This is a genomic window from Mycoplasmopsis edwardii, assembly GCF_900476105.1.
GTDB lineage: Bacteria > Bacillota_I > Bacilli_A > Mycoplasmatales > Metamycoplasmataceae > Mycoplasmopsis > Mycoplasmopsis edwardii.
In genome coordinates this window covers 738,380-760,398 of sequence record NZ_LS991951.1, presented here as the reverse complement: position 1 = coordinate 760,398, position 22,019 = coordinate 738,380, and the positions used below count along the sequence as shown (strand labels likewise).

Annotated in this window: 17 protein-coding genes; 11 read left to right on the top strand and 6 right to left on the bottom strand. The window is 29.0% G+C overall.

The window, feature by feature from the left end; translation table 4 throughout:
- Nucleotides 1-114: 114 nt before the first annotated feature.
- The 4 genes from rpsL (at nt 115) to D2846_RS03210 (ending at nt 4,454) form a co-directional block, all read left to right on the top strand.
- The gene (gene rpsL / locus D2846_RS03225; RefSeq protein WP_117275777.1) at nt 115-528 is read left to right on the top strand and encodes a 30S ribosomal protein S12; all 414 of its coding nucleotides are present in this window, start codon (nt 115-117) and stop codon (nt 526-528) included.
- Nucleotides 529-580: 52 nt separating this feature from the next.
- A complete protein-coding gene (rpsG, locus tag D2846_RS03220) occupies nt 581-1,051 on the top strand; it encodes a 30S ribosomal protein S7 (RefSeq protein ID WP_117275775.1) in 471 nt (156 codons plus the stop codon).
- A 29-nt stretch (nt 1,052-1,080) separates the two neighbouring features.
- A complete protein-coding gene (gene fusA, locus D2846_RS03215) occupies nt 1,081-3,171 on the top strand; it encodes an elongation factor G (protein ID WP_117275773.1) in 2,091 nt (696 codons plus the stop codon).
- A gap of 98 nt (nt 3,172-3,269) precedes the next feature.
- Entirely contained in the window at nt 3,270-4,454 is a 1,185-nt protein-coding gene (locus D2846_RS03210; RefSeq protein WP_117275771.1) for an MnuA family membrane nuclease, read from the top strand.
- Between the two features lie 293 nt (nt 4,455-4,747).
- Here D2846_RS03210 and D2846_RS03205 read toward each other — a convergent pair whose 3' ends face one another.
- Nucleotides 4,748-5,266: a hypothetical protein gene (locus D2846_RS03205; protein ID WP_117275769.1), complete on the bottom strand. Its 519-nt coding sequence runs from the start codon at nt 5,264-5,266 to the stop codon at nt 4,748-4,750.
- A gap of 46 nt (nt 5,267-5,312) precedes the next feature.
- Here D2846_RS03205 and D2846_RS03200 point away from each other — a divergent pair, with 46 nt between their 5' ends.
- From D2846_RS03200 to lysS, 6 genes are all read left to right on the top strand, one after another.
- On the top strand, nt 5,313-5,921 hold the full coding sequence (locus tag D2846_RS03200; RefSeq protein ID WP_117275767.1) for a ribonuclease HII: 609 nt from the start codon (nt 5,313-5,315) through the stop codon (nt 5,919-5,921).
- Between the two features lie 181 nt (nt 5,922-6,102).
- Nucleotides 6,103-6,903, top strand: coding sequence for an energy-coupling factor transporter ATPase (locus tag D2846_RS03195; RefSeq protein ID WP_117275765.1), 801 nt, complete (start codon nt 6,103-6,105; stop codon nt 6,901-6,903).
- A complete protein-coding gene (locus tag D2846_RS03190; RefSeq protein ID WP_117275763.1) occupies nt 6,894-7,772 on the top strand; it encodes an energy-coupling factor transporter ATPase in 879 nt (292 codons plus the stop codon). Before D2846_RS03195 ends, D2846_RS03190 begins: the two co-directional genes overlap by 10 nt.
- 1 nt (nt 7,773) lies before the next feature.
- Nucleotides 7,774-8,814: an energy-coupling factor transporter transmembrane component T family protein gene (locus tag D2846_RS03185; RefSeq protein ID WP_117275761.1), complete on the top strand. Its 1,041-nt coding sequence runs from the start codon at nt 7,774-7,776 to the stop codon at nt 8,812-8,814.
- A 126-nt stretch (nt 8,815-8,940) separates the two neighbouring features.
- On the top strand, nt 8,941-11,502 hold the full coding sequence (locus D2846_RS03180) for a DNA topoisomerase IV subunit A (RefSeq protein ID WP_117275759.1): 2,562 nt from the start codon (nt 8,941-8,943) through the stop codon (nt 11,500-11,502).
- An 8-nt stretch (nt 11,503-11,510) separates the two neighbouring features.
- Nucleotides 11,511-12,977: a lysine--tRNA ligase gene (gene lysS, locus D2846_RS03175; protein WP_117275757.1), complete on the top strand. Its 1,467-nt coding sequence runs from the start codon at nt 11,511-11,513 to the stop codon at nt 12,975-12,977.
- 570 nt (nt 12,978-13,547) lie between these two features.
- On the opposite strand, the gene D2846_RS03170 is transcribed toward lysS, so the two are convergent.
- The 5 genes from D2846_RS03170 to uvrA form a co-directional block, all read right to left on the bottom strand.
- The gene (locus tag D2846_RS03170) at nt 13,548-15,161 is read right to left on the bottom strand and encodes a hypothetical protein (RefSeq protein WP_117275755.1); all 1,614 of its coding nucleotides are present in this window, start codon (nt 15,159-15,161) and stop codon (nt 13,548-13,550) included.
- 130 nt (nt 15,162-15,291) lie between these two features.
- Entirely contained in the window at nt 15,292-16,224 is a 933-nt protein-coding gene (locus D2846_RS03165; protein WP_117275754.1) for an NAD(P)/FAD-dependent oxidoreductase, read from the bottom strand.
- Between the two features lie 14 nt (nt 16,225-16,238).
- Nucleotides 16,239-17,225 (bottom strand): prolipoprotein diacylglyceryl transferase, encoded by a 987-nt coding sequence (gene lgt / locus D2846_RS03160; RefSeq protein ID WP_117275752.1) that lies wholly within the window; start codon nt 17,223-17,225, stop codon nt 16,239-16,241.
- Nucleotides 17,218-18,150, bottom strand: a complete 933-nt coding sequence (gene hprK / locus D2846_RS03155; RefSeq protein ID WP_117275750.1) for an HPr(Ser) kinase/phosphatase — start codon at nt 18,148-18,150, stop codon at nt 17,218-17,220. Before hprK ends, lgt begins: the two co-directional genes overlap by 8 nt.
- Before the next feature lie 42 nt (nt 18,151-18,192).
- On the bottom strand, nt 18,193-21,048 hold the full coding sequence (gene uvrA / locus D2846_RS03150; RefSeq protein ID WP_117275748.1) for an excinuclease ABC subunit UvrA: 2,856 nt from the start codon (nt 21,046-21,048) through the stop codon (nt 18,193-18,195).
- A 159-nt stretch (nt 21,049-21,207) separates the two neighbouring features.
- On the opposite strand from uvrA, the gene D2846_RS03145 reads away from it, so the two are divergent.
- Entirely contained in the window at nt 21,208-21,981 is a 774-nt protein-coding gene (locus D2846_RS03145; protein ID WP_223211513.1) for a hypothetical protein, read from the top strand.
- Nucleotides 21,982-22,019 lie beyond the last annotated feature (38 nt).

The window sequence follows — 22,019 nt, the reverse complement described above, 5'->3', positions numbered from 1 at the left end:
AAAAATTTTTTTATGATACACTAGGCTAAGTTGTTATGTTATAATTTATCAAGCTATTTACAGATATAGCTTACATTGTTTATATATTAAGACATTATTTTAGAAAGGAAAACAATGCCAACAACAAACCAATTAGTTAATAATGGTCGTAGTTCAAAAGTTAAAAAGCAAAATGCACCTGCTTTATCATTGAGCTATAACTCATTAATTAAAAAATCAAAAAAAATGGCATCACCATTCAAACGTGGTGTATGTACACGTGTTGCAACAATGACACCTAAAAAACCTAACTCAGCGTTACGTAAATACGCTCGTGTTAAATTATCAAACACAATGGAAGTTACAGCATACATTCCAGGAGAAGGACACAACTTACAAGAACACTCTGTTGTTTTAATTCGTGGTGGTCGTGTTAAAGACTTACCTGGGGTTAGATACCACATCGTTCGTGGAACACAAGATGCTGCCGGAGTTGCAAAACGTAACCAAGGACGTAGTTTATACGGTACAAAAAAAGCTAAAAACTAATTTAAGCATAATTTAGATTTATAAATAAAAATATTAATTATAGGAGGACAATATGTCAAGAAAGAAAAGCGCGCCAATCCGTGAAGTACTTGCAGATCCAGTTTTTAACTCAGTAGTAGTTACAAAATTAATTAACCAAATTATGCTTGACGGAAAGAAATCAATTGCTCAAGATATTTTATATTCAGCATTTGAAATTATTAAAGAAAAAACAAATAAAGAACCAATGGAAGTGTTTTTAGCTGCTGTTGAAAACATTACACCTCAATTAGAAATTCGTACAAGAAGAATCGGTGGAACAAACTATCAAGTTCCTACAGAAGTTCCTGCACGTAGAAAACAAACATTAGCACTTAGATGATTAGTGCAATACTCAAGATTAAGAAACGAAAAAACAATGGATGTTCGTTTAGCTAATGAAATCATCGATGCATCAAACAAAACAGGTGGAGCAATCAAAAAACGTGAAGATACACACAAAATGGCTGAAGCTAACCGTGCATTCGCACACTTCAGATGATAGTGTTTATCATTTAAGTTTTTAAATATATTATGGCTAGAGATTACGAATTAAAAGATTACCGTAACATCGGTATTATGGCTCACATTGATGCAGGTAAAACAACAACTACAGAAAGAATTTTATTCCACACAGGAAAAATTCATAAAATCGGTGAAACACACGATGGTGGTTCACAAATGGACTGAATGGAGCAAGAAAAAGAAAGAGGTATTACAATTACTTCTGCTGCTACAACAGCATTCTGAAAAGGTAAAAGAATTAACATTATCGATACTCCAGGACACGTTGACTTCACAGTTGAGGTTGAACGTTCATTACGTGTATTAGATGGTGCTGTTGCAGTTCTTGATGCTCAATCAGGAGTTGAACCTCAAACAGAAACAGTTTGAAGACAAGCAACAAACTATAAAGTTCCACGTTTAGTTTATGTTAACAAAATGGATAAAGCTGGAGCAGATTTTGCTGCTGCTGTCGCATCTGTTAAACAAAGACTTGGCGGAAACGCAGTTGCTATTCAATGACCAATTGGAGCTGAATCAGATTTCAAAGGACTTATTGACTTAGTTACATTACAAGCTTACACATACAATGGTGAAGCACAAGAAGAAGAATTTCCAACAGAAATTCCTGCAGACTTAAAAGAAATTGTTGACATTAAACGTCAAGAATTATTAGAAGCAGTTGCTGCTTTTGATGAAGAATTAATGATGATTGTTTTAGAAGGTGGAGATGTTGATGCTCCTACATTCAAAGAAGCTATTAGAAAAGCTACTTTAACATCAGAATTCTTCCCAGTAGTTTGTGGTACATCATTCAAAAACAAAGGTGTTAAGAAAATGATTGATGCCGTTGTTGATTACTTACCATCACCATTAGACATTCCTGCTATTAAAGCACATGAAGGTGACAACGAAATTAGCGTTGAAGCTTCAGATGAAGGAAACTTTGCTGCTTTAGCATTCAAAGTTATGAACGACCCATTTGTTGGATCATTAACATTCTTCCGTGTATACCGTGGTATTTTAAGCAAAGGAAGCTATGTATTTAACTCAACAAAAGGACAAAAAGAACGTATTGGACGTATCTTACAAATGCACGCAAACAGCCGTGTAGAAATTGACGAATGTCGTGCTGGAGATATTGCTGCTGCTGTTGGATTAAAATATACAACAACAGGAGATACATTAGTTGATGAAAAATCAGCTAAAATCGTTTTAGAAAAAATGGTATTCCCAGAACCAGTTATTTCACAAGCTTTAGAACCAGAATCAAAAGCTGCTACAGAAAAATTATCATTAGGATTACAAAAATTAGCAGCAGAAGATCCTACATTTAGAACATACACAGATGAAGAAACAGGACAAACAATTATTGCTGGTATGGGTGAATTACACCTTGATATTATTGTTGACCGTCTTAGACGTGAATTCGGTGTTCAAGCTAAAGTTGGTGCACCTCAAGTTTCATACCGTGAAACAATTACAAAATCAGCTGATGTTGAAGGGAAACACATTAAACAATCAGGTGGTAAAGGTCAATACGGACACGTATGAATTAAATTCGAACCAAACCCAGATGGTGGATTTGAATTCGTGGACAAAATTGTTGGTGGTAAAATTCCTAAAGAATACATCAAATCAATTCAAAAAGGACTTGAAGAAAAAATGGCAGCTGGTATTTTAGCTGGTTACCCAATGATCGACGTTAGAGCTACATTATTCGATGGATCATATCATGATGTCGATTCATCAGAAATGGCATATAAAATTGCTGCTTCTAAAGCTCTTACAAAAGCAAAAGACCAAATTGGAACAGTATTATTAGAACCAATCATGGACGTTTCAGTTGTTGTTCCATCAGACCACATGGGAGATGTTATCGGTGACTTATCACGTCGTAGAGGTCTTGTTAACGATCAAGAACAAAGAAATGATGGAGCTGTTATCGTTAGAGCAAAAGTTCCATTAGCAGAAATGTTTGGATATTCAACAGAACTTAGATCTATGACAAGTGGACGTGGTACATATCAAATGCAATTTGATCACTACGAAAAAACACCTAAAAACATTTCAGACGAAATTGTTAAACGTAGAAACATCCAATCTAAAGATGATGAATAATATTTAAACAATATTTCTTTCAATAATTAAAAGCAAACTCTCTTATTGAGGGTTTGTTTTTTAAAAATTTGCTATAAAATAAATTCAAGATGTACAATATGGCAAGAAGTAAAAAAAGTAAACTTAAATGAATTATTCCGCCTACAACAATAGTTGCGTTAGCTGGAGCTGCATACGGAGCATATACAGTTTACAAATCAAAATCAACTAATTTAAATAACTCAGAAACTAATAAACAAAATACTACGAACTCGCAAAATGTTTCGAATGGTAACACAAACACAACACCAACAAATAATGGAAGCGAAGTGCTTTTAGCAACATGAAATATTGCGAACTTTGGTAAAAGTACAGCAAATAAAAAACTCGGATTTAGAATCCAAGGTTTAGCAGAAATTATTACAAAAACAGATCTTAAATTTATTTCAGTACAAGAAGTTGGTGAAGATGACTTTTCTGCTATTCAAAAACTTGTTTATACATTAAATAGTAAATATAATAAAACATTTGCATTTGCTAAGAGTCCGAAAGGATTAAAATCAGTTTCAAGACCTAAGTCAGTTGAATCATATGCAATTATTTACGATAAAAATATCTTTTCTCAACTTGATAGCAAAGGATATGAAAGTTTTAGTGGTCAAGATATAGAATTAGTTCGTCCATTTTGAACTAGTTATTGATCAGTTAATAATTCAAATACTAAGTTTTGAATTATTAATGGGCATTTAGATTCACCTAGTGATAATGAAAAAGCTGGTGAAAATAATGCTGGTACAATTGTAGGGCACAATTGAGTTGGTCAAGGGGAACAAGAAGTTAGAGAGTATTTAGATATACCAAATGCTATTGATTATGTTAAAGGCTTTTATGGTAATAACCAAATTCAAGATGCAATTATTTTTAATGGTGATACCAACATTAAAAAAGAAAACTTTGCATTTGCTAATAAATATGTTTTGGATAAAAACTTAGAAACTGGATATTTAAATAATATTAACTATCAAATTGATTACATTACATCATTAAATACAAAAGGTAAATATGCTAATCCATATGATAAATTTATTAGTTATGATCCAAATAATTTAGTAGAGCCAATTGAAGAAGGTAAATACAAATTTGACTTACAGGCTGCATTTAAAACAATTTTAGATAGAGAAACATATAGAAAACTATATACACAAGATGAGAATAAAACTTTAGCAGATGCTACTGATGCAAATATGGCTTTCAAACTTTCCGACCATACTTTTGCACTTACTAAATTAAAGATTGTTAAATAAAAAAACAAAAACAATGGAAACCTCAAATAACCATTGTTTTTTTAATAATATATTTTTTCAGGAAATTTAACAGTTACTAAATATTATTTTTTTACCATTTTTATTTAATTATTTTAATAATAACAAATTTTATCATTTGCTTATATATTAATAATTTTAATTATACTATTAACCTCACCTGCACTGTTAATTTAGGTTTGAGACACATAATTATTTTAATAATTTTCCATATTAAATAACAATTAATAAACTGAAAGGTAAATTAAAAATACTTGGCCTAAAACCAAATACTTTTAATTAATTTTTTCCTCTTTTTGGAAAGCTGCAATTGTTTCATTACAAAAAGCACATGTTAAAAAATGTTGGTCTTCACTAAATTCAACATATTTAGCATTCTCTGAATATTTTCTCACATATTCAGTACCATCTAAAAACTTAACTTTTAAAAATGGTATATAAAGCATTGTTCTATTAACTGGCTCTAAATTAGTATCAAATACTGTGTGAACTCTTAATTCATGAGACATAAAAATATTACTTCTTAATAATTCAATTTCATCTGGTAAGAAGAAATTCATGATCTTTTCATAATTAAATTCTAATAATTTATTTAACTCATCTTTATCATTCATTTGATCTTTAAGAAGTTCAAAATAAACTTGCATAAAATTATCTTTTTTGAATAAGTTAACTTGTTTTTCTTCAAATATCTTTAAAAATGTATCATATAGTGCAAATTCGTTAATTTCACCAAATAAATATTGATATTCTCTTTCACATCTAATACATTTCGCAAATACTTTACTTCCCATGTAAACCTCTTTTCTATATATTTAAATTTTATAATAAAATTAATGTATGCTAAATTATGAAAAAGAAAATTTTAAAGGTAAATTAATTGCAGGATGTGATGAAGCTGGTAGAGGCCCAGTTTGTGGACCTCTTGTTGCTGCATGTGTAATTTTACCTATAGATTATATTAATGATAAAATCAATGATTCTAAGAAATTGAGCGAAAAACAACGTGAAATTTTATTTGATGAAATTAAAAATGTTGCTTTAGATTATTATATTGAAATTAGATCTGTAGAAGATATTAATAATTCTAATCCTAAAGCAGAATCGCGTATTGGTATGGCAAAAGCAATAAAACAACTTAAAATTAAACCTGAACATGTTTTAACTGATTTTGAAAAAATTGAAATAGATATTCCACAAACTAATTTAGTTAAAGGCGATGAAATTTCATTAAATATTGCTGCAGCATCTATTTTAGCTAAAGTCACAAGAGATAAAATACTTTATGAATATGATAAAAAGTATCCAGAATATGGGTTCAAAAATCATAAAGGTTATTTAACTAAGAATCATCTAGAGGCACTTAAAAAATATGGTGTTATAGAAGGTTTTTATAGAGTTAAGTATAAGCCTATAAGAAATATTATTAATAATGAGAAGAATAATTAGACCTAATTAAATTAAATTTAATAGACATTTTTGTTTTGATTTTAGACTAGGAAAAATCACTGGGAAGTGTCCTAATGATTTTTCCTAGTCTAAATTTTAACTTTATTGCAGCTTTTTATATTTTTATAAAAAAATAAAATATATTAAAAAAAGTTAAATGTGTAATAAAATTATAATAATTATGATTAAGGTAGAAAATGTTATTTTTAGTTACAAGCCTGGTGTTCAAAAACCTGCTTTAAATAATGTGAGTTTTGAAATAAAAAAAGGCGAGTATGTTGCTGTTTTAGGACACAATGGTAGTGGAAAGAGTACTCTTTCTAAATTATTAGTTGCTTTATTAAAACCTCAAGAAGGAGAAATTTCTATTGACGGCATTCAATACAGCAGAAAAAACCTACTCCAAATAAGAAAAAAAATTGGCATTATTTTTCAAAACCCTGATAACCAATTTATAGGTTCATCTGTTGAAGATGATATTGCTTTTGGTCTTGAAAATAAAAAAGTTCCCCAAAAAGAAATGAAGGAAATTATTCATCATTTTGCTAAAAAGGTTGATATGCTTGACCATTTAGAAAGAGAGCCTGAAAATCTTTCTGGAGGTCAAAAACAAAGAGTTGCTATAGCTTCTGTTTTAGCATTAGATCCAGAAGTAATAATTTTCGATGAAGTAACTTCAATGCTCGATCCAAAAGGTAAAAATAGCGTTTTAAACATTATTAAAGAAATTAAAGAATCAAGAGAAAAGACTTTAATTTCAATTACACATGATATGGATGAAGCAATATTAGCTGATAAATGTTTAGTTTTCTCACATGGAGAATTAGTAGCTTCAGGTGATCCTAAAACAATTTTAAACAATAAAGAAATTTTAGAGCTAGCTAAAATTGACTCACCATTTATTTATAAACTTAGTTCAATGATTGATGGAATGGAACCGACATACAATAGAGAGGAACTAGTTAAAGAATTATGCAAATAAAAATATCGAACTTAAAACATATTTTTAACAAAAACTCTCCTTGAGAATTTGTTGCTTTAAACAGTGTAAAAACTCAGTTTAAAGATGGGGAATTTGTAGGAATTATTGGTTCTACAGGTTCAGGTAAAACAACATTAATTGAACATTTAAATGGTCTTTTAAAACCGACAGAAGGTTATGTAAAATGAACAATAGAAACACCAGAAGGTATTAAAGAATATCGTTATGGTGAAGGTGGTAAAAGATTTAAGATCAAAGATATAAGAAAAAGAATTGGAATTGTATTCCAATTTGCTGAATATCAATTATTCAAAGGAACAATTAAAGAAGATATTGCTTTTGGCCCACTTGCATTCGGTGTTCCTAAAGATGAAGCTTACAAAAGAGCTAAAGAATGTTTATTAGAAGTTGGTTTACCAGAAGAATATTTAGAAAGAAGTCCTTTTGAGCTTTCTGGAGGTCAAAAACGTAGAGTTGCAATTGCTGGTATTTTAGCTATGAATCCAGACTTTATGGTTTTTGATGAACCAACAGCGGGACTTGATCCAGTTGGTGTTAAAGAAGTTTTAGATATTTTAACTGAATTAAATAAAAAGGGTAAAACTATTATTAATGTAACTCATGACTTAGATCATGTACTTGAAAGAACTGATAGAGTTATTATGTTAAAAGATGGTGTAATTGTAAAAGATGGTGAAACATTTGAGGTCTTAAATGATGTTGAGCTATTAGTGAAAAATAATTTACAACCACCACAATTATTAGATTTTGTTTATGAATTAAATAAAAATGGTTTAGATGTACCAAGAGTAAGAAGTATTGAAGAATTAGTATCATACTTAAATACTATTAGAAGCAAAAGGGGGTAAGATGAAAAGTATATTTGGACGTTATATTCCGGGTGATACTTTTATGTATCGTATTGACCCTAGAATAAAAGTACTATTAAGTATTATAATTATTATTTCAATTTTTTTAGCAAGTAGTTTTATCGAATTAGCTTTAATTGTTTTATTTGTAACTTCAATTTATATTCTTTCAACAAAAAAAATTAGACCACTTTTAAAACTTTTAAAACTTCCATTATTTATTTCAATTGTCTTATTTCTAGTTAACCTTTATACTGTTAATAGTGAAACAGTCTATCGAAATAACTATTATGTTCCATACTTTTGGGCTTTTTTTACTAGAACAGGTAAAGAACTAGATAATAAAGTTAAATGAGAAGACTTTTACACATTATCAAGTAAAGAATTTATTGAAGGATTAAAAATCAAATATGGTAGTGAATATGCTAAAGTGCAATATGGACTTTCATTAAACTCTATCAATAGAACATTATCATTAATGAGTAGAATTTACATTATGGTTGTAGTAACAAGTTTATTAACAAATACAACTAGACCAATACTATTAAATAAATCTATTGAAAGTCTACTTTACCCACTTAAGTTTTTATTTATACCAACACATATAGTAGCAACTATTATTTCGATCGCACTAAGATTCATACCAACTTTAGTGGATGAAGCGCATAGAATTATTAAAGCGCAATCTTCAAGAGGTGTTGATTTCAAACATGGTAATACAAAAGAAAAAATCATTGCATTTACAACGTTGATTATTCCGTTATTTGTCTCATCATTCCAAAAAGCAGAAGATTTATCTAACTCTATGGAAACTAGAGGATATGATCCATATGAAAAAAGAACCAAATATAGAGTATTCAAATTAAAGTGAACAGACTTTTTAATCATTACAATCTTTTTATTAATTTTTGTTCTATTAATCTTAAATCACTTTATTATGAATAGTTCAAATTATAATCCGGCAACAGGAATATTTGAAAAAATCTGAATCGGAAAATACACAATACCAGATGTATTTATATTAACAAAAATTATTGCCTAAAACATAAATAGACAATTGCTCGCGCAATTGTTTTTATTTTCAAGAGACAATAATAAATGCACTTTTTTAAAATATTTCTTTAATGTTATAATTAAATATATATTTAATTATTTTAAGGGATTTTAGATGAGTAAAAAAATTATAGAAAGAATAGAAAAGATAGTTAATGAAACGCTAGAAAATACAATGTCCGAGCGTTTTGAAAAGTATGCTAAATACGTTATTCAACAAAGAGCATTACCTGATGTACGTGATGGATTAAAACCGGTTCAAAGACGTATCATTTATTCAATGTTCTTACTTGGCCTTTATCATGATAGACCATACAAAAAATCAGCACGTGTTGTAGGTGACGTTATCGGTAAGTATCACCCACATGGTGATTCATCAGTATATGAAGCTATGGTTAACATGTCTCAATGATGAAAGATGAATACACCAATTTTAGACATGCATGGTAACATCGGTTCAATTGATGATGACCCAGCTGCTCAAATGCGTTATACCGAAGTTAGACTTTCAAAGCTAGCTCATTACATGATTGAAGATATTAAAAAAAATACTACTTTATTTGTACCTAACTTTGATGATTCAGAAACAGAACCTGTTGTTCTCCCTTCATTATTCCCCAACTTATTGGTTAATGGAGCTTTAGGTATTGCAGTTGGTATGGCTACAAATATGTTGCCTCACAACTTAAATGAAATTATTGATGCTTCAATTCAAAAAATTAAAAACCCTCAAATCTCTTTACAAAAGATTTTAAATTATGTAAAAGGTCCTGACTTCCCAACTGGTGGAGTGATATATGGAAATAAAGGCATCATTGAAGGGTTTGAAACTGGTTTAAACTCAAGTAAAGAAAAAATCAGATTATTCAGTAAATACAAAATCACTGAAAATGCTACAAACAAATTTATTGAGATCACAGAAATTCCTTATGGTGTTGTTAAATCATCTTTAGTTTATTCAATTGATGTTTTAATTCAAAATAAAACTATTTCAGGACTACTAGAAGTTAGAGATCAATCAGATAGAAATGGAATTAACATTTTATTAACACTTGAAAAAGATGTTAACGAAAAAAGTGTTTTAACATACTTATTTGAAAAAACTAAGTTGCAAACAACATACAATTACAACAATGTTGTTATTACTAATGGTAGACCAAAAGTAGCTAACTTAATGATGCTTTTAGATAGTTATGTAGCACAAGTAAAAGATGTTAAAACTAGAACTTTACAATTCGATTTAGATAAAGCTAAACTAAGATTAGAAATTGTTTTAGGTTTAATTAAAGTTTCTGAAATAACAGATGAAGTTATTAGGGTAATTAGAAACGCTGAAGGATCAAAAGCAGGCGTTATTCAAGCCTTAATTGATAATTTTGATTTCACCGTTAATCAAGCAACAGCGATTGCTGAATTAAGATTATACAAACTTAGCAAAACAGATAAACTCGCCCTTTTAAAAGAAAAAGAAGATTTGGAAAATCAAATCAAAAGAATTGAACTTTTATTAACTGATGAAAATGAATTTAATGAATTCATTATCGAGCAATTAAAAGAAATTAAAAAACTATTTGGTTGAGAGCGTAGAACACAAATCTTTGAAAACCAATTCGATTTCTCATATGATGAAACAGATTTAGTTAAAGACGAAGTTACATATGTTGGTATTACTAAAGCAGGCTACATCAAAAGATTTACAGAAAAAATCTCTGCTTCAAACTCAATGTCTACATATGCATTAAAAGAGGATGATTCACTTGTTTACTATAACAAAACAAATACAATGAAAACTCTTTTAATCTTTACAAACTTAGGTAATTATATACAATTACCTATCTATAAGGTAAATGATTCAAAATGAAGAGAACTTGGTAGCAAATTAAGTGATATAGCTGAATTTAAACTTAATGAAACAGTTGTATCTGTTATCGAAGTTTCTAATTGAAATGAAAATCTATTTGTTGTAACTGGAACAAAAAATGGTTTATTCAAAAAAGTTAAACTTAATGAGTTTAAAGTTCAAAGATTAAATAAGAGCTATACAGCCATGAATATTTCACCTGATGATGAAGTAGTTAATGTTACATTAAGTAATGGGTTAAAAAACATTGTAATCATCACTAAAAATGGGTTAGCCTCAATGTATACCGAGACAGATATTACTGTATATTCACCTAAGGCAAAAGGGAATAAAGGTGTGTACTTATCGCTTAATGATAAAGTGGCAGGATTCACAATGGTTGATTCAAATGATGTTGTTAATATACTTTCTTCAGATGGGCAAGTAAAACAATTAAAAGCTTCAAAAATGACTCCTGTACCTAAAAATATTAAAGGTAAAAAAGTTGTAGAACCAAAAGCTGACTTTAACACAATTGATGTACATATTAATAAGCAAGGAATTGTGATAGCACAAAATGGTAACTCACAAACCTTGATTGAAAAAATTGAAGATTATAATGGTGGAAAAATTACAAATGAAACTTTTTATTTAGATATTCCACAACTTACTAGCTTACAATTTCAAAAAACATGAATTGAGGATGAAGTTGAATTTAAAAATATGTTTTCTGCAGAAGTAAGAAAACAAGAGGAAGAACTATTTTCACTAAGTGAAACAACTTTAGAAGAAAGTTCTAAGAGACTAGAAGAATTATTAAAAAAACTTAGACAATAGGACATATTATGGAAAAATACACAGAACAAGAATTAGTTAGACGTAATAAACTTAATTTATATAAAGAATTAGGTATTGAAGCATTTGCAAAAGCAGATAATTTAAAAGAACTTAAATATTCTGATGAAATTGAAAAAGAATATGGAAGTTATTCAAAAGAAGAATTACATGATAAAAACTTTGAAGTTGCTTTAACTGGTAGAATCATGACTATGAGAGGACCTTTTATCTTAATTCAAGATTATCATTCAAAAATTCAACTCTACTTTAATAAAAAAGAACATGAAAACTTAGTAAAATTGGTTGATTCGTTTGATCTTGGAGACATTATTTATGCTGAAGGTTATGTAATGAAAACTAATACTGGTGCAGTTAGTGTTAAAGTTAAAAACATCAAACTTTTAACTAAGGCATTAAAACCATTACCAGACAAATTTCATGGACTTGTAGATATTGAAGAAATATACAGACATAGATATCTTGATTTAATCATGAATGAAGAATCAAGAAAAGTATTTTGAAGTAGAACAAGAATTATTTCAGAAATCAGAAAATACTTTGATGAATTAGAATACATGGAAGTAGAGACACCATTTTTACATGATTATTTATCAGGGGCTTCTGCTAGACCATTTAAAACACATCATAATGCACTTGATCAAGAATTCGTATTAAGAATTGCGACTGAAATCCCTCTTAAAAAGCTTTTAGTGGGTGGGATTGATAGAGTATATGAAATTGGTCGTATCTTTAGAAATGAGGGTATTGATACAACACATAACCCTGAATTCACATCAATAGAATTTTATGAAGCATACTCAAATCTTGAAGGAATGATGAATCGTACAGAAACATTATTCAAAAGATTAGCTAAAAAACTTAACAAAACAAAAGTAATGAATAAAGGTGTTGAAATTGATTTAGAAAAACCATTCAACAGAATTGATATGGTTGATGCTGTTTCAAATGCAACTGGTCACAATTTTAGAGAAATCTCATTCGAAAAGGCTGTTGAAGTTGCTCAATCACATGGAATCAAAATTCAAAAATTCTTCCAATTAGGGCACATTATCAACGAGTTATTTGAAGAGTTAATTGAAAAAACATTAATTCAACCAACATTTGTTTATGGTCATCCAATTGAAATTTCTCCTTTAACAGCAAAAGGAAAAGATCCAAGATTCACTGAAAGAGCTGAATTATTTATTAATACAAAAGAATACGCTAATATGTATACTGAGCTCTCTGATCCTATTGATCAGTTAGAAAGATTCGAAGCACAACTAGAAGAAAAAAACAACGGGAATGATGAAGCAAGTGACATCGATTGAGATTTTGTGGACTCATTAGAATACGGAATGCCGCCAACAGGTGGATGTGGTATCGGAATTGATAGGCTAACAATGTTATTAACTGAAAAAGAATCAATTCGTGATGTACTTTTATTTCCAACAATGAAAAGAAAAACACGTTAATATTGAAAAAACACATAGTTTTAACTATGTGTTTTTTCAATGACTTTGTTTGTCTAGTAAAAAAATAGTAACCATGATAAGCTACTCTTTTTGTTTTTCTTATTAATATCGTTCTGGGAAGTCATTGATTGAACTGTTTGGACTTTGTTGAGCATTATTTAATACATTTCTCTATTCTGCATTAATAAAGTCATCTTTCATTTGTACTAATGAGTCTAAATCATCAAAATTAACTGCAAATTTATCAATTCATTTATATTTTTCATCAATATGCATGCTTGAATTTGAAATTGTTGTTACGATTTAATCAAGTTTTCTTTCTCGAGCTAGTGTATTAAAGTGTTCTATTGGGTTGTGTCTTTTAATATATTTTTATAATGTATATTGATATTTTAACGAATTCGCATTTTTTGAGTTCGTTTAATACAAATTAATTCAAAAATATACTAATAAGACTATATACAACGCTTAAAAGTATATTTTTTTGTTTTACTTTTTTGTAAATTAAGTTGATAATTCCATTTTTTAATAAAAAAAGAATTAGCCAAAATGGCTAACTCTTTGTTTTAATTAAGCAGCTTGTGTAGTGTTTGCATTTTTAATTTCTTTGAATTTAGTTACTAATTCATCAAATGAAGATTTGAAATTACTTGTATTTCTTGTTAATGCATCAATTTTAGCTAATTCTTCCATTTGTTTAGTTTGATCAGAAACATTAGCTTTAATTCAATCTTTAGCAATTTTTCTATATGTTTCGTAAATGTTAAATTCTAAATCTTTAACTTCGTATCCTTCGAAAATTGAGTGTGCACTTGTGATGTTAAATCTTCTAAATAAATTATCTTTTGTTGTGCCTTCAAAGTTTTGTTCAATTGAATCTCTAAACATTTGGAATTGAGCTACTCATGTATCAGGTACATATCTATCTAATAATGCTTCTGTTCTAGCTTCATCAACTAATTTACCAACTTCCACACGTCCTTCAGCATTTTGAATTGTATATGGAACAGCATCTAAAATAGCTTTTTTAGCTTTAAGTTTTTCACTAAAACTTTTGATTTCTTTTTCTTTTGCATCAAATGTTTGTTCTGTTAAAGCTTTCACTTCTGCTTCAAAATCTAGTTTAGATTTATCTGATTTTGTTGAATCATAACCAGGGTATGATAATTCTTTAACTACTGTAATAAGTTCTGCTCTTCTTGTTTCAAATGCAAGTTTATCGTTTAATGCGTTGAACTCTGCATCTGTGTCAGCTCTATCTAATTCGTTGTTAAGTTCTACTCTTTTTTCTTCAATAACTTTAGCAATTTTTTCATTAGCAGCACTTACTTTTTCAGAAATACTTTTAATTGTATCTTTGAATTTTTCTAATTCTTTAACATCTGTAAAATCTTTGTATCTATCTTTGATATCTTGTTTAGCTTGAGCACTTTGAGATGGGTAAGCAATTGCATCTACCAATGCATCTAATTCAGCTTTTTTGTTTGCGACTTCAATTGGGTTTAATTTGTCTTCGATAGCTTTAAATTCTGCATCTGTATCAGCACTATCTAAGTCACTGTTAAGTTCTGCTCTTTTTTCTTCTGTTAACTTAGCAATTCTGTCTTTTAAATCACTTACTTTTTTAGAAATATCATTTGCAACAGTGATTCCAAAGGCATCTAATTCTTCAATTGTTGTTAAAACATTAACTCTTACTTTAAGATCTTCTTTAGCTTGAGCCGCAGTTGAAGGATATGCTAAAGCAGCTATAGATGCCAATACTTCAGCTTTTTTGTCTTCAAAAGTAGCTTGTTTGATTTTTTCATTTAATGCATTGAATTCTTCATCTGTATTAGTTTTATCTAATTCAGCATTTAATTCAGTTCTTTTTGCTTCTGATAATTCAGCAATTTTTGCTTTTGCTGATCTAACTTTTTCAGCAATTTTCATAATATCTTCTTTGAATCTGTTTAAATCATTTGATTTTTCAACATCTTTGTAGCTATCTTTAATTTCTTGTTTAGCTTGTGCATTTGTTGATGGGTATTCTAATGCATCAACTAAAGCATTTAAATCTTCTTTTGTAGTTGCTTTTACTTTTTTATTTCCTAGTTTACCAATTAAAACTGCTGTAGCAGTAACGGATGTAACAAATAATAATGATGAAATTGCAACGATTAATAATTTATGTTTTTTTTGCATAAAATTTCCTCTCATATTTTTATGTTTTTCATATTATATAGAATTATTTCTGTATTAAAAGTACTTTTTAATTTGATTAAAACCAATAAAAAAACTGACTTTTGGGAGTCAATTTTTATGTTTGATTATTTTAGATTGAATTAAGTAAATCAGAGATCTTTTTAGCAGCTATAGCACCATCACTTGCTGCTGTAACAATTTGGCGAATATCTTTTTTTCTAATATCACCTGCTGCAAAAATTCCTTTGATTTTGGTTTGCATAAAGTCATCTGTTATGATAAATCCCTTATCATCTATAATATCGAGATCTTTAATGAATGTAGTTGTTGCTTCCATTCCGATGTAAGGGAAAAATGAAGCAATTTCAATATTGGTTTCCTTATTTGTTATATTGTTTTTGATTAATGCATTTTGTAACAATCCTGTTCCACCAAGACTGACAATTTGACTTTCTCTAAAAATTGTAATATTTTTAGCTTTCATTAAGTCATCCACTAATCTTTTTTCAGCAGTGAATTCTTTTTCTCTAATAACAAAATATACATGTGAAGCAATTTTTGTTAAGTATGTTCCTTCCTCAACAGCAGAGTTACCACCACCTAAAACTAATGAAGGAGCATTTTTGAATAATGGTCCATCACAAATTGCGCAGAAGCTAACTCCATTATGAAAAAAACTTTCTATATTTTCGATAAATGAAGGTACTCTATTTTTCATTCCTGAGGCAATTAAAACTGTTTTACTAAAAATAGAACTTCCATTTGATAAAACTAATTCTTTATCAAAATCACCATGATTTTTTAATTCAACTACATCACCATATTTGTACTCAGCACCATATTTTTTAGCATGATCAAAAAATTCTGTAGCTAATTCTCAACCTTCAATGTTTTCAGTTCCTAATCAGTTTTCAATTTTACTTGTCGAAGATAATTTTCCACCAGGAGCTGATTTTTCAATGAAAACTACATTTAAATTAGCTCTTGAAGCATATAAAGCAGCATTTAATCCTGCTGGACCTCCTCCAATAATGGCTAGGTCATATATTTTTCTGTTTTCCATATTAATCTCCTTGATTACTTAAATCATGTGTATGATAAAGTTAATTTAAATAAGTGTGAGAATGAAGTTCTGTTTACATATGCAAGATACTGTGCTTCATTTTGATATTCATAATGTTTAAAAATTTTGTGTTTAATAGTTGTTGTGTATTTAATTTTCGCTCAGAATTGGTAGTAAATAAAGATTATTGTACCTGCAAGAGCAAATCCTAAAGCAATGATTGAGTAGTATAAGTATGATTCTTGTCTAAGTGGTTCAAGAGCAAGTCTTAAAACACCGTATCACACTAAGTATAGTCCAGAAGTGGCTCCTGGTCTAAATGATCATAATAAGTTAAATACTCAAACTATTATTAAGTATCCGACTAAGTTTGCTAATCCTTCATATAAGAATAAAGGATATCTATAAGCACCTTCAAGATTTAATTGATCTGTGTATGCATCAGAGATATACATATTATTTGCGAATGATCTTCCTAATGGAATTACACTAGCTCCTGTTCAATCGATTTTTCCATAAACCTCATGGTTTCCATAGTTTCCAAATCTACCAATAAATTGCCCAACTAGAATTGTTGGTATGATAATTGATGCTGCTTTTCTAACATCGATAATATGTCTCTTAGTATAAGCATAGATTAAGTCTGCTATGATGGTGAAGAAGACACCTCCTTGGATACTTAATCCCCCGTCTCATAAAGCATATCAAGCCGATCCCTTAAATGGTTCTGGACTATAAATCAATTCTTCAAATACGAAACCTAAACGCGAACCTATAATACCCATAGGGATTGTAATTAAGATTAAACCATAAAGTACATCCATATTCATTTTTTCTCTTCTTCAAAAGAAAAAGATTGTTAAGATTGAAGCTAAATAACCTGTCATAATCATTAATGAGTATGTATAAAAGCTAAATGATCCAATACTAAATAAAATACTTGGCGTACCTTCTCTAAAAGCTATATCAGGAATATAGCTTGGTCCTGATAAATTATTCATCTTCCTCTAACCTCCTTTTTTCCATTTCTGCAATAACATTTAATCCGTCTCTTTTTGATAAGTAGAATCCGACTGCAGTTTCTATTAAAGAAGCAGCTGAACCACCTTCTTTAATCGGGATCTGAATTTTGTTTATTGATCTACCAAAAATTGGATATTTTAGAAAATCAAGTCCTAATCTATCAAGTTCATTTTGACGCTCAGTTTTTACAAGTTCTACTACTAAATCAATAACGGATGAAGTGGCTACCGATTTGACTCCATACATGTATTTAACATCAATCATACCAATACCACGAACCTCAAGCATGTTTTGCGTAATTTTTGGTGATCTACCAATAAAGATGTTTCCACCATCGCGGATTAAAACAGAGTCATCACTAATTAAAACATGACCTCTTTGAACTAATTCTAATGCAGCTTCAGATTTACCAACACCACTTTGTCCAATAATTAGAACTCCCGTTCCTCCTATTAGAACTAAACAAGCATGAACTTGAGTTTCATCTAAGAAGTAGTTGTTTAAGTATGAACCAACGTTTGTTGAAATTAATGATGTATTAACTTCTGAAAGGCAAATAGGAACTCCGTATTTATCCCCAGCTGCAACAATTCAATTTAAGGCAGGTTTAGCAACACTTTTAGATAAAATCACTAAAGGTGGCTTTTGTTTGAAGATGTGTTCAATAGCAATTGTTGCTCTTGTTTTTCCAATTTTTTGAAATCAAAGCGACTCACTTGTTCCTCAAGAAATTACATTATTATTCAATCTATCATGACTAATTAATTCAGAAAGCTCTAAACCAACTCTTTTAATAGCTGGTTGATAAATATAACTATAATTAATGTTTTCTTTATCATTGTTTAAAATTCTTCACCCAAAGAAATCAAGTAGTTCTTTGACGCTAACTTTCTTTTTTTTCATTTGTACCTCTTTAATATATTAATTATATATTAAAATTCCTATTTACTTATTTACTAGAATTTTATCTAAGAATTCTGCTGTATAACTGTTTTTATTTGTGGCTACTTGTTCAGGTGTACCAGAAGCGACCACTCTACCTCCATGAATACCTCCGCCAGGACCTAAATCAATAATATGATCACAAGATTTAATAACATCTAAGTTATGTTCAATAACAACTACTGTATCACCATTATCAACAATTCTATTTAAAATTTGGATTAACTTTTTAACATCATGAACATGTAAACCAGTTGTTGGTTCATCTAATACATAAATAGTTTTTCCAGTTGGTTTTTTCTGTAAGTAGGTAGCTAATTTAACTCTTTGAGCTTCACCCCCAGATAATGTTGTGGAAATTTGCCCAAGTTTAATATAGCCTAAACCAACATCTTTTAAGAATGCTAATTTCTCAACAATTTTTACTTTATTTGTAAAGAATACTAATGCTTGATCAACGCTCATTTCAAGTACAGCACTTATATTTTTTTCTTGATATTTGATTTCTAAAGTTTCTTTATCATATCTTTTACCATCACATTGATCACATGGAATATAAACATTAGGTAAGAAATGCATTTCGATGATTAAGTAACCATCTCCAGTACATTTTTCGCATCTTCCTCCAGGTGTGTTAAAACTAAATCTTCCTTTTGTGTATCCCCTTATTCTTGATTCTTCAACATTAGCATAAATTTCTCTAATATCATCAAACACACCAGTATATGTAGCTGGGTTACTTCTAGGTGTTCGTCCAATTGGGCTTTGGCTAATTGAAACAATTTTGTCTACATTAATAAGTCCATCGATACCACTAAATTTAGCTTTCTTGTGTTGTAATGCTTCGGTTAGTCCTTGCATTTGTTGGTATCCATTAACTAAAATATCATTAATTAAAGTACTTTTACCACTACCTGAAACCCCTGTAATGCAGACAAATTTACCAAGAGGAATAGTTACGTCAATATTTTTAAGGTTATTTTCTTTTGCACCTTTAATGATAATTTTCTTACCATTACCACTTCTTCTAAATTTAGGTACTTCAATTTTTCATTCACCTGAAATATATTTACCTGTAATAGATTCTTTTTCTTTTGCGATATCTTCTAAAGAACCTTGAGCAACCACCTTACCACCATACTCACCAGCTTCAGGTCCAATATCAACAATGTGATCAGCTGCGTACATTGTGTCTTCATCATGCTCTACTACAATTAAGGTATTACCTAAGTCAACCATTTTACGCATTGTATTAATTAATCTTAAGTTATCTTTTTGGTGTAAACCAATTGAGGGTTCATCAAGTACATATAAAACACCACTTAAATTTGAACCAATTTGAGTAGCTAGTCTAATACGTTGTGCTTCACCTCCTGAAAGAGTTTCAGCACTTCTATCTAGTGTTAAGTAATCTAAACCAACATCATTCAAGAATGTTAAACGATCAATAATTTCAGTTGTAATAACATTAGAAACAGTTTTACTATATTCATCAAGTTTTTCAATAAATCTTTCAAATGTTGTGATCATATCTGAAATTGATAATTGAGTCATTTGATAAATATTTTTATCATCAATTTTGACACTTAAAGCATTTTGATTAAGTCTTGCACCTTTACATACATGACAAGCAACTGAACTCATGTATTTTTTAAGGTAATCACGACGCATGTCTGAGGAAGTTTCAAAATATAATCTTTCAATTTTAGTTAAAATACCTTCAATACTTTGTTTTTTACGATATTTATTATTTGAAGAAGAAACTAAAACATATTCAATTTCTTCATCTCCAGAACCATATAACATGTATTTAAGTTTTTGGTCTGGAATTTCATCAATAGGAAGATCTAAAGGAATTTCATAATGATTTAAAAGAGCATTAAATTCTTGTCATTCAAGGTTAGTTGTATTAACTGTATTTTCAAAATATTTAATTGCACCGTTTTCGATTGTTTTTCATGATTCGGGAACAACTGCATCAAAGTCAGCTTTAAATTCAATTCCTAAACCTTTGCAGTTTTCACACATACCATAAGGTGCATTAAATGAAAACATTCTAGTTTCAATTTTAGGGATTGAAAAATCTTTATAAATACATGCATGTAGCTTTGAAAATGTATAAACTTCATTAGTTTCAAAGTTTTCAATCTTAACCACACCACCAGCTTTCTCTGTTGCAATATTAATTGCTTCAGAGATTCTATTATAATTTTCTTCATTAAGTTTTACACGATCAATAATTAAATGAATATCATGTCTTTGGTTTTTATCAAGATTAATTTCATCTTGTAATTGGTATACCTTACCATCAATTTTGGCCCTTACATAACCTTCTACTTTAAGTCTTTCTAATAAGTTAGCATGTGTACCTTTTTCATTATCAACAACTGGTGCATAAATTACTAATCTTGTATCTTCAGGATATTTGTAAATTGCTTTTAAAATATCCTTTGTAGTTTGGGAAGTAATTTCAATATTATGATTAGGGCAAAATGACTTACCTATTCTTGCATAAAGGAGTCTTAAATAATCATAAATTTCAGTAACAGTACCAACTGTTGATCTAGGGTTATTGTGAATGGTTTTTTGTTCAATAGAAATAGATGGACTAAGACCTTCGATTTTCTCAACATTTGGTTTTTTAGTTCCTCCTAAAAATGTTCTTGAATAAGAACTTAATGAGTCTACATATCTTCTTCTACCTTCTTCATAAATTGTATTAAAAGCAAGGGAACTTTTACCACTTCCACTTAATCCTGTAAAGACAACGAGCTTGTTTTTTGGGATTTCTAAAGAGACATTTTGTAAGTTATTTTCTTTAGCTCCTGTTACGATAATTTTGTCATTTTTTGCTTTCATTTTAACTCCTTTAAATAATTAAATATATTTTACTTTATTTGGTCAAAACTTAAAATAACAATATGCTTAAGTATGTAGAATTTTAAAATTTATTTAGTTAATTTTGAGTTTTAAATTGGCTTTTTGTTATAATTGATATTAGAGTTAAAAAGGAGAAATATGGTAATTCACAGAACGTTATTTTATGCTATTTCAATGATCTTATTATTAACACTTTGATTTACATATTTATCAATCTTTAAGTTTAGAATTTGAGTCCTTAGAGGGCAAATTTTCAAAACCACTAAAAAGAGTTTAATAACCTTTTTCGTATTCTATATAGTATCATTGGTTATTTCAATTATTATTACTTCGCTAATTTTAACTGAAACAGTTTATATTGGTGAATATCTAGTTGGCGAAAATGGTGAAAGGATTGATCTAGACAAAAAACCATATAATGTAATCACAAGTGTTGAAGGTTTATTATCATTTATTTACATTATTAGTAGCATGATACCAGTTGGGTTAATGTTATATTATCTTTTTAATTCTTCAGTGAATTCAAAAATCACAGATTCAGAAATTATTGAATTCGAAAAAAATCATTCATTCAAAATTGAAGATGTTGAAAAAAGTTATTTTGTTTTAAAATCTTCGTTCTCTAAAAAAAGTCAAAAGAATGAAAAACAAGTAGTTTTTGAAAATGTACTTAACACAAGCCTTATCTTTTCGAAGATAAGTGAAAAACTACTATATAAAAGTATTATTAAAAAAACAGTATCCTTTATTCTACAAGGACCTATTTCAACACCAAGTGTGGATTTTGAAAAAACCACAGAAAACTTAATTATGATGTATTTAATTGCATCAATCAAAATCATCAATAAGAGTTCAAACAAAAAGATTTCATTTGAAAAAATGGTTTCATACATGAAGGGCTTAACTTTTTAAAAGTCAATTTTTATTGACTTTTTAATTATTTATTTTTA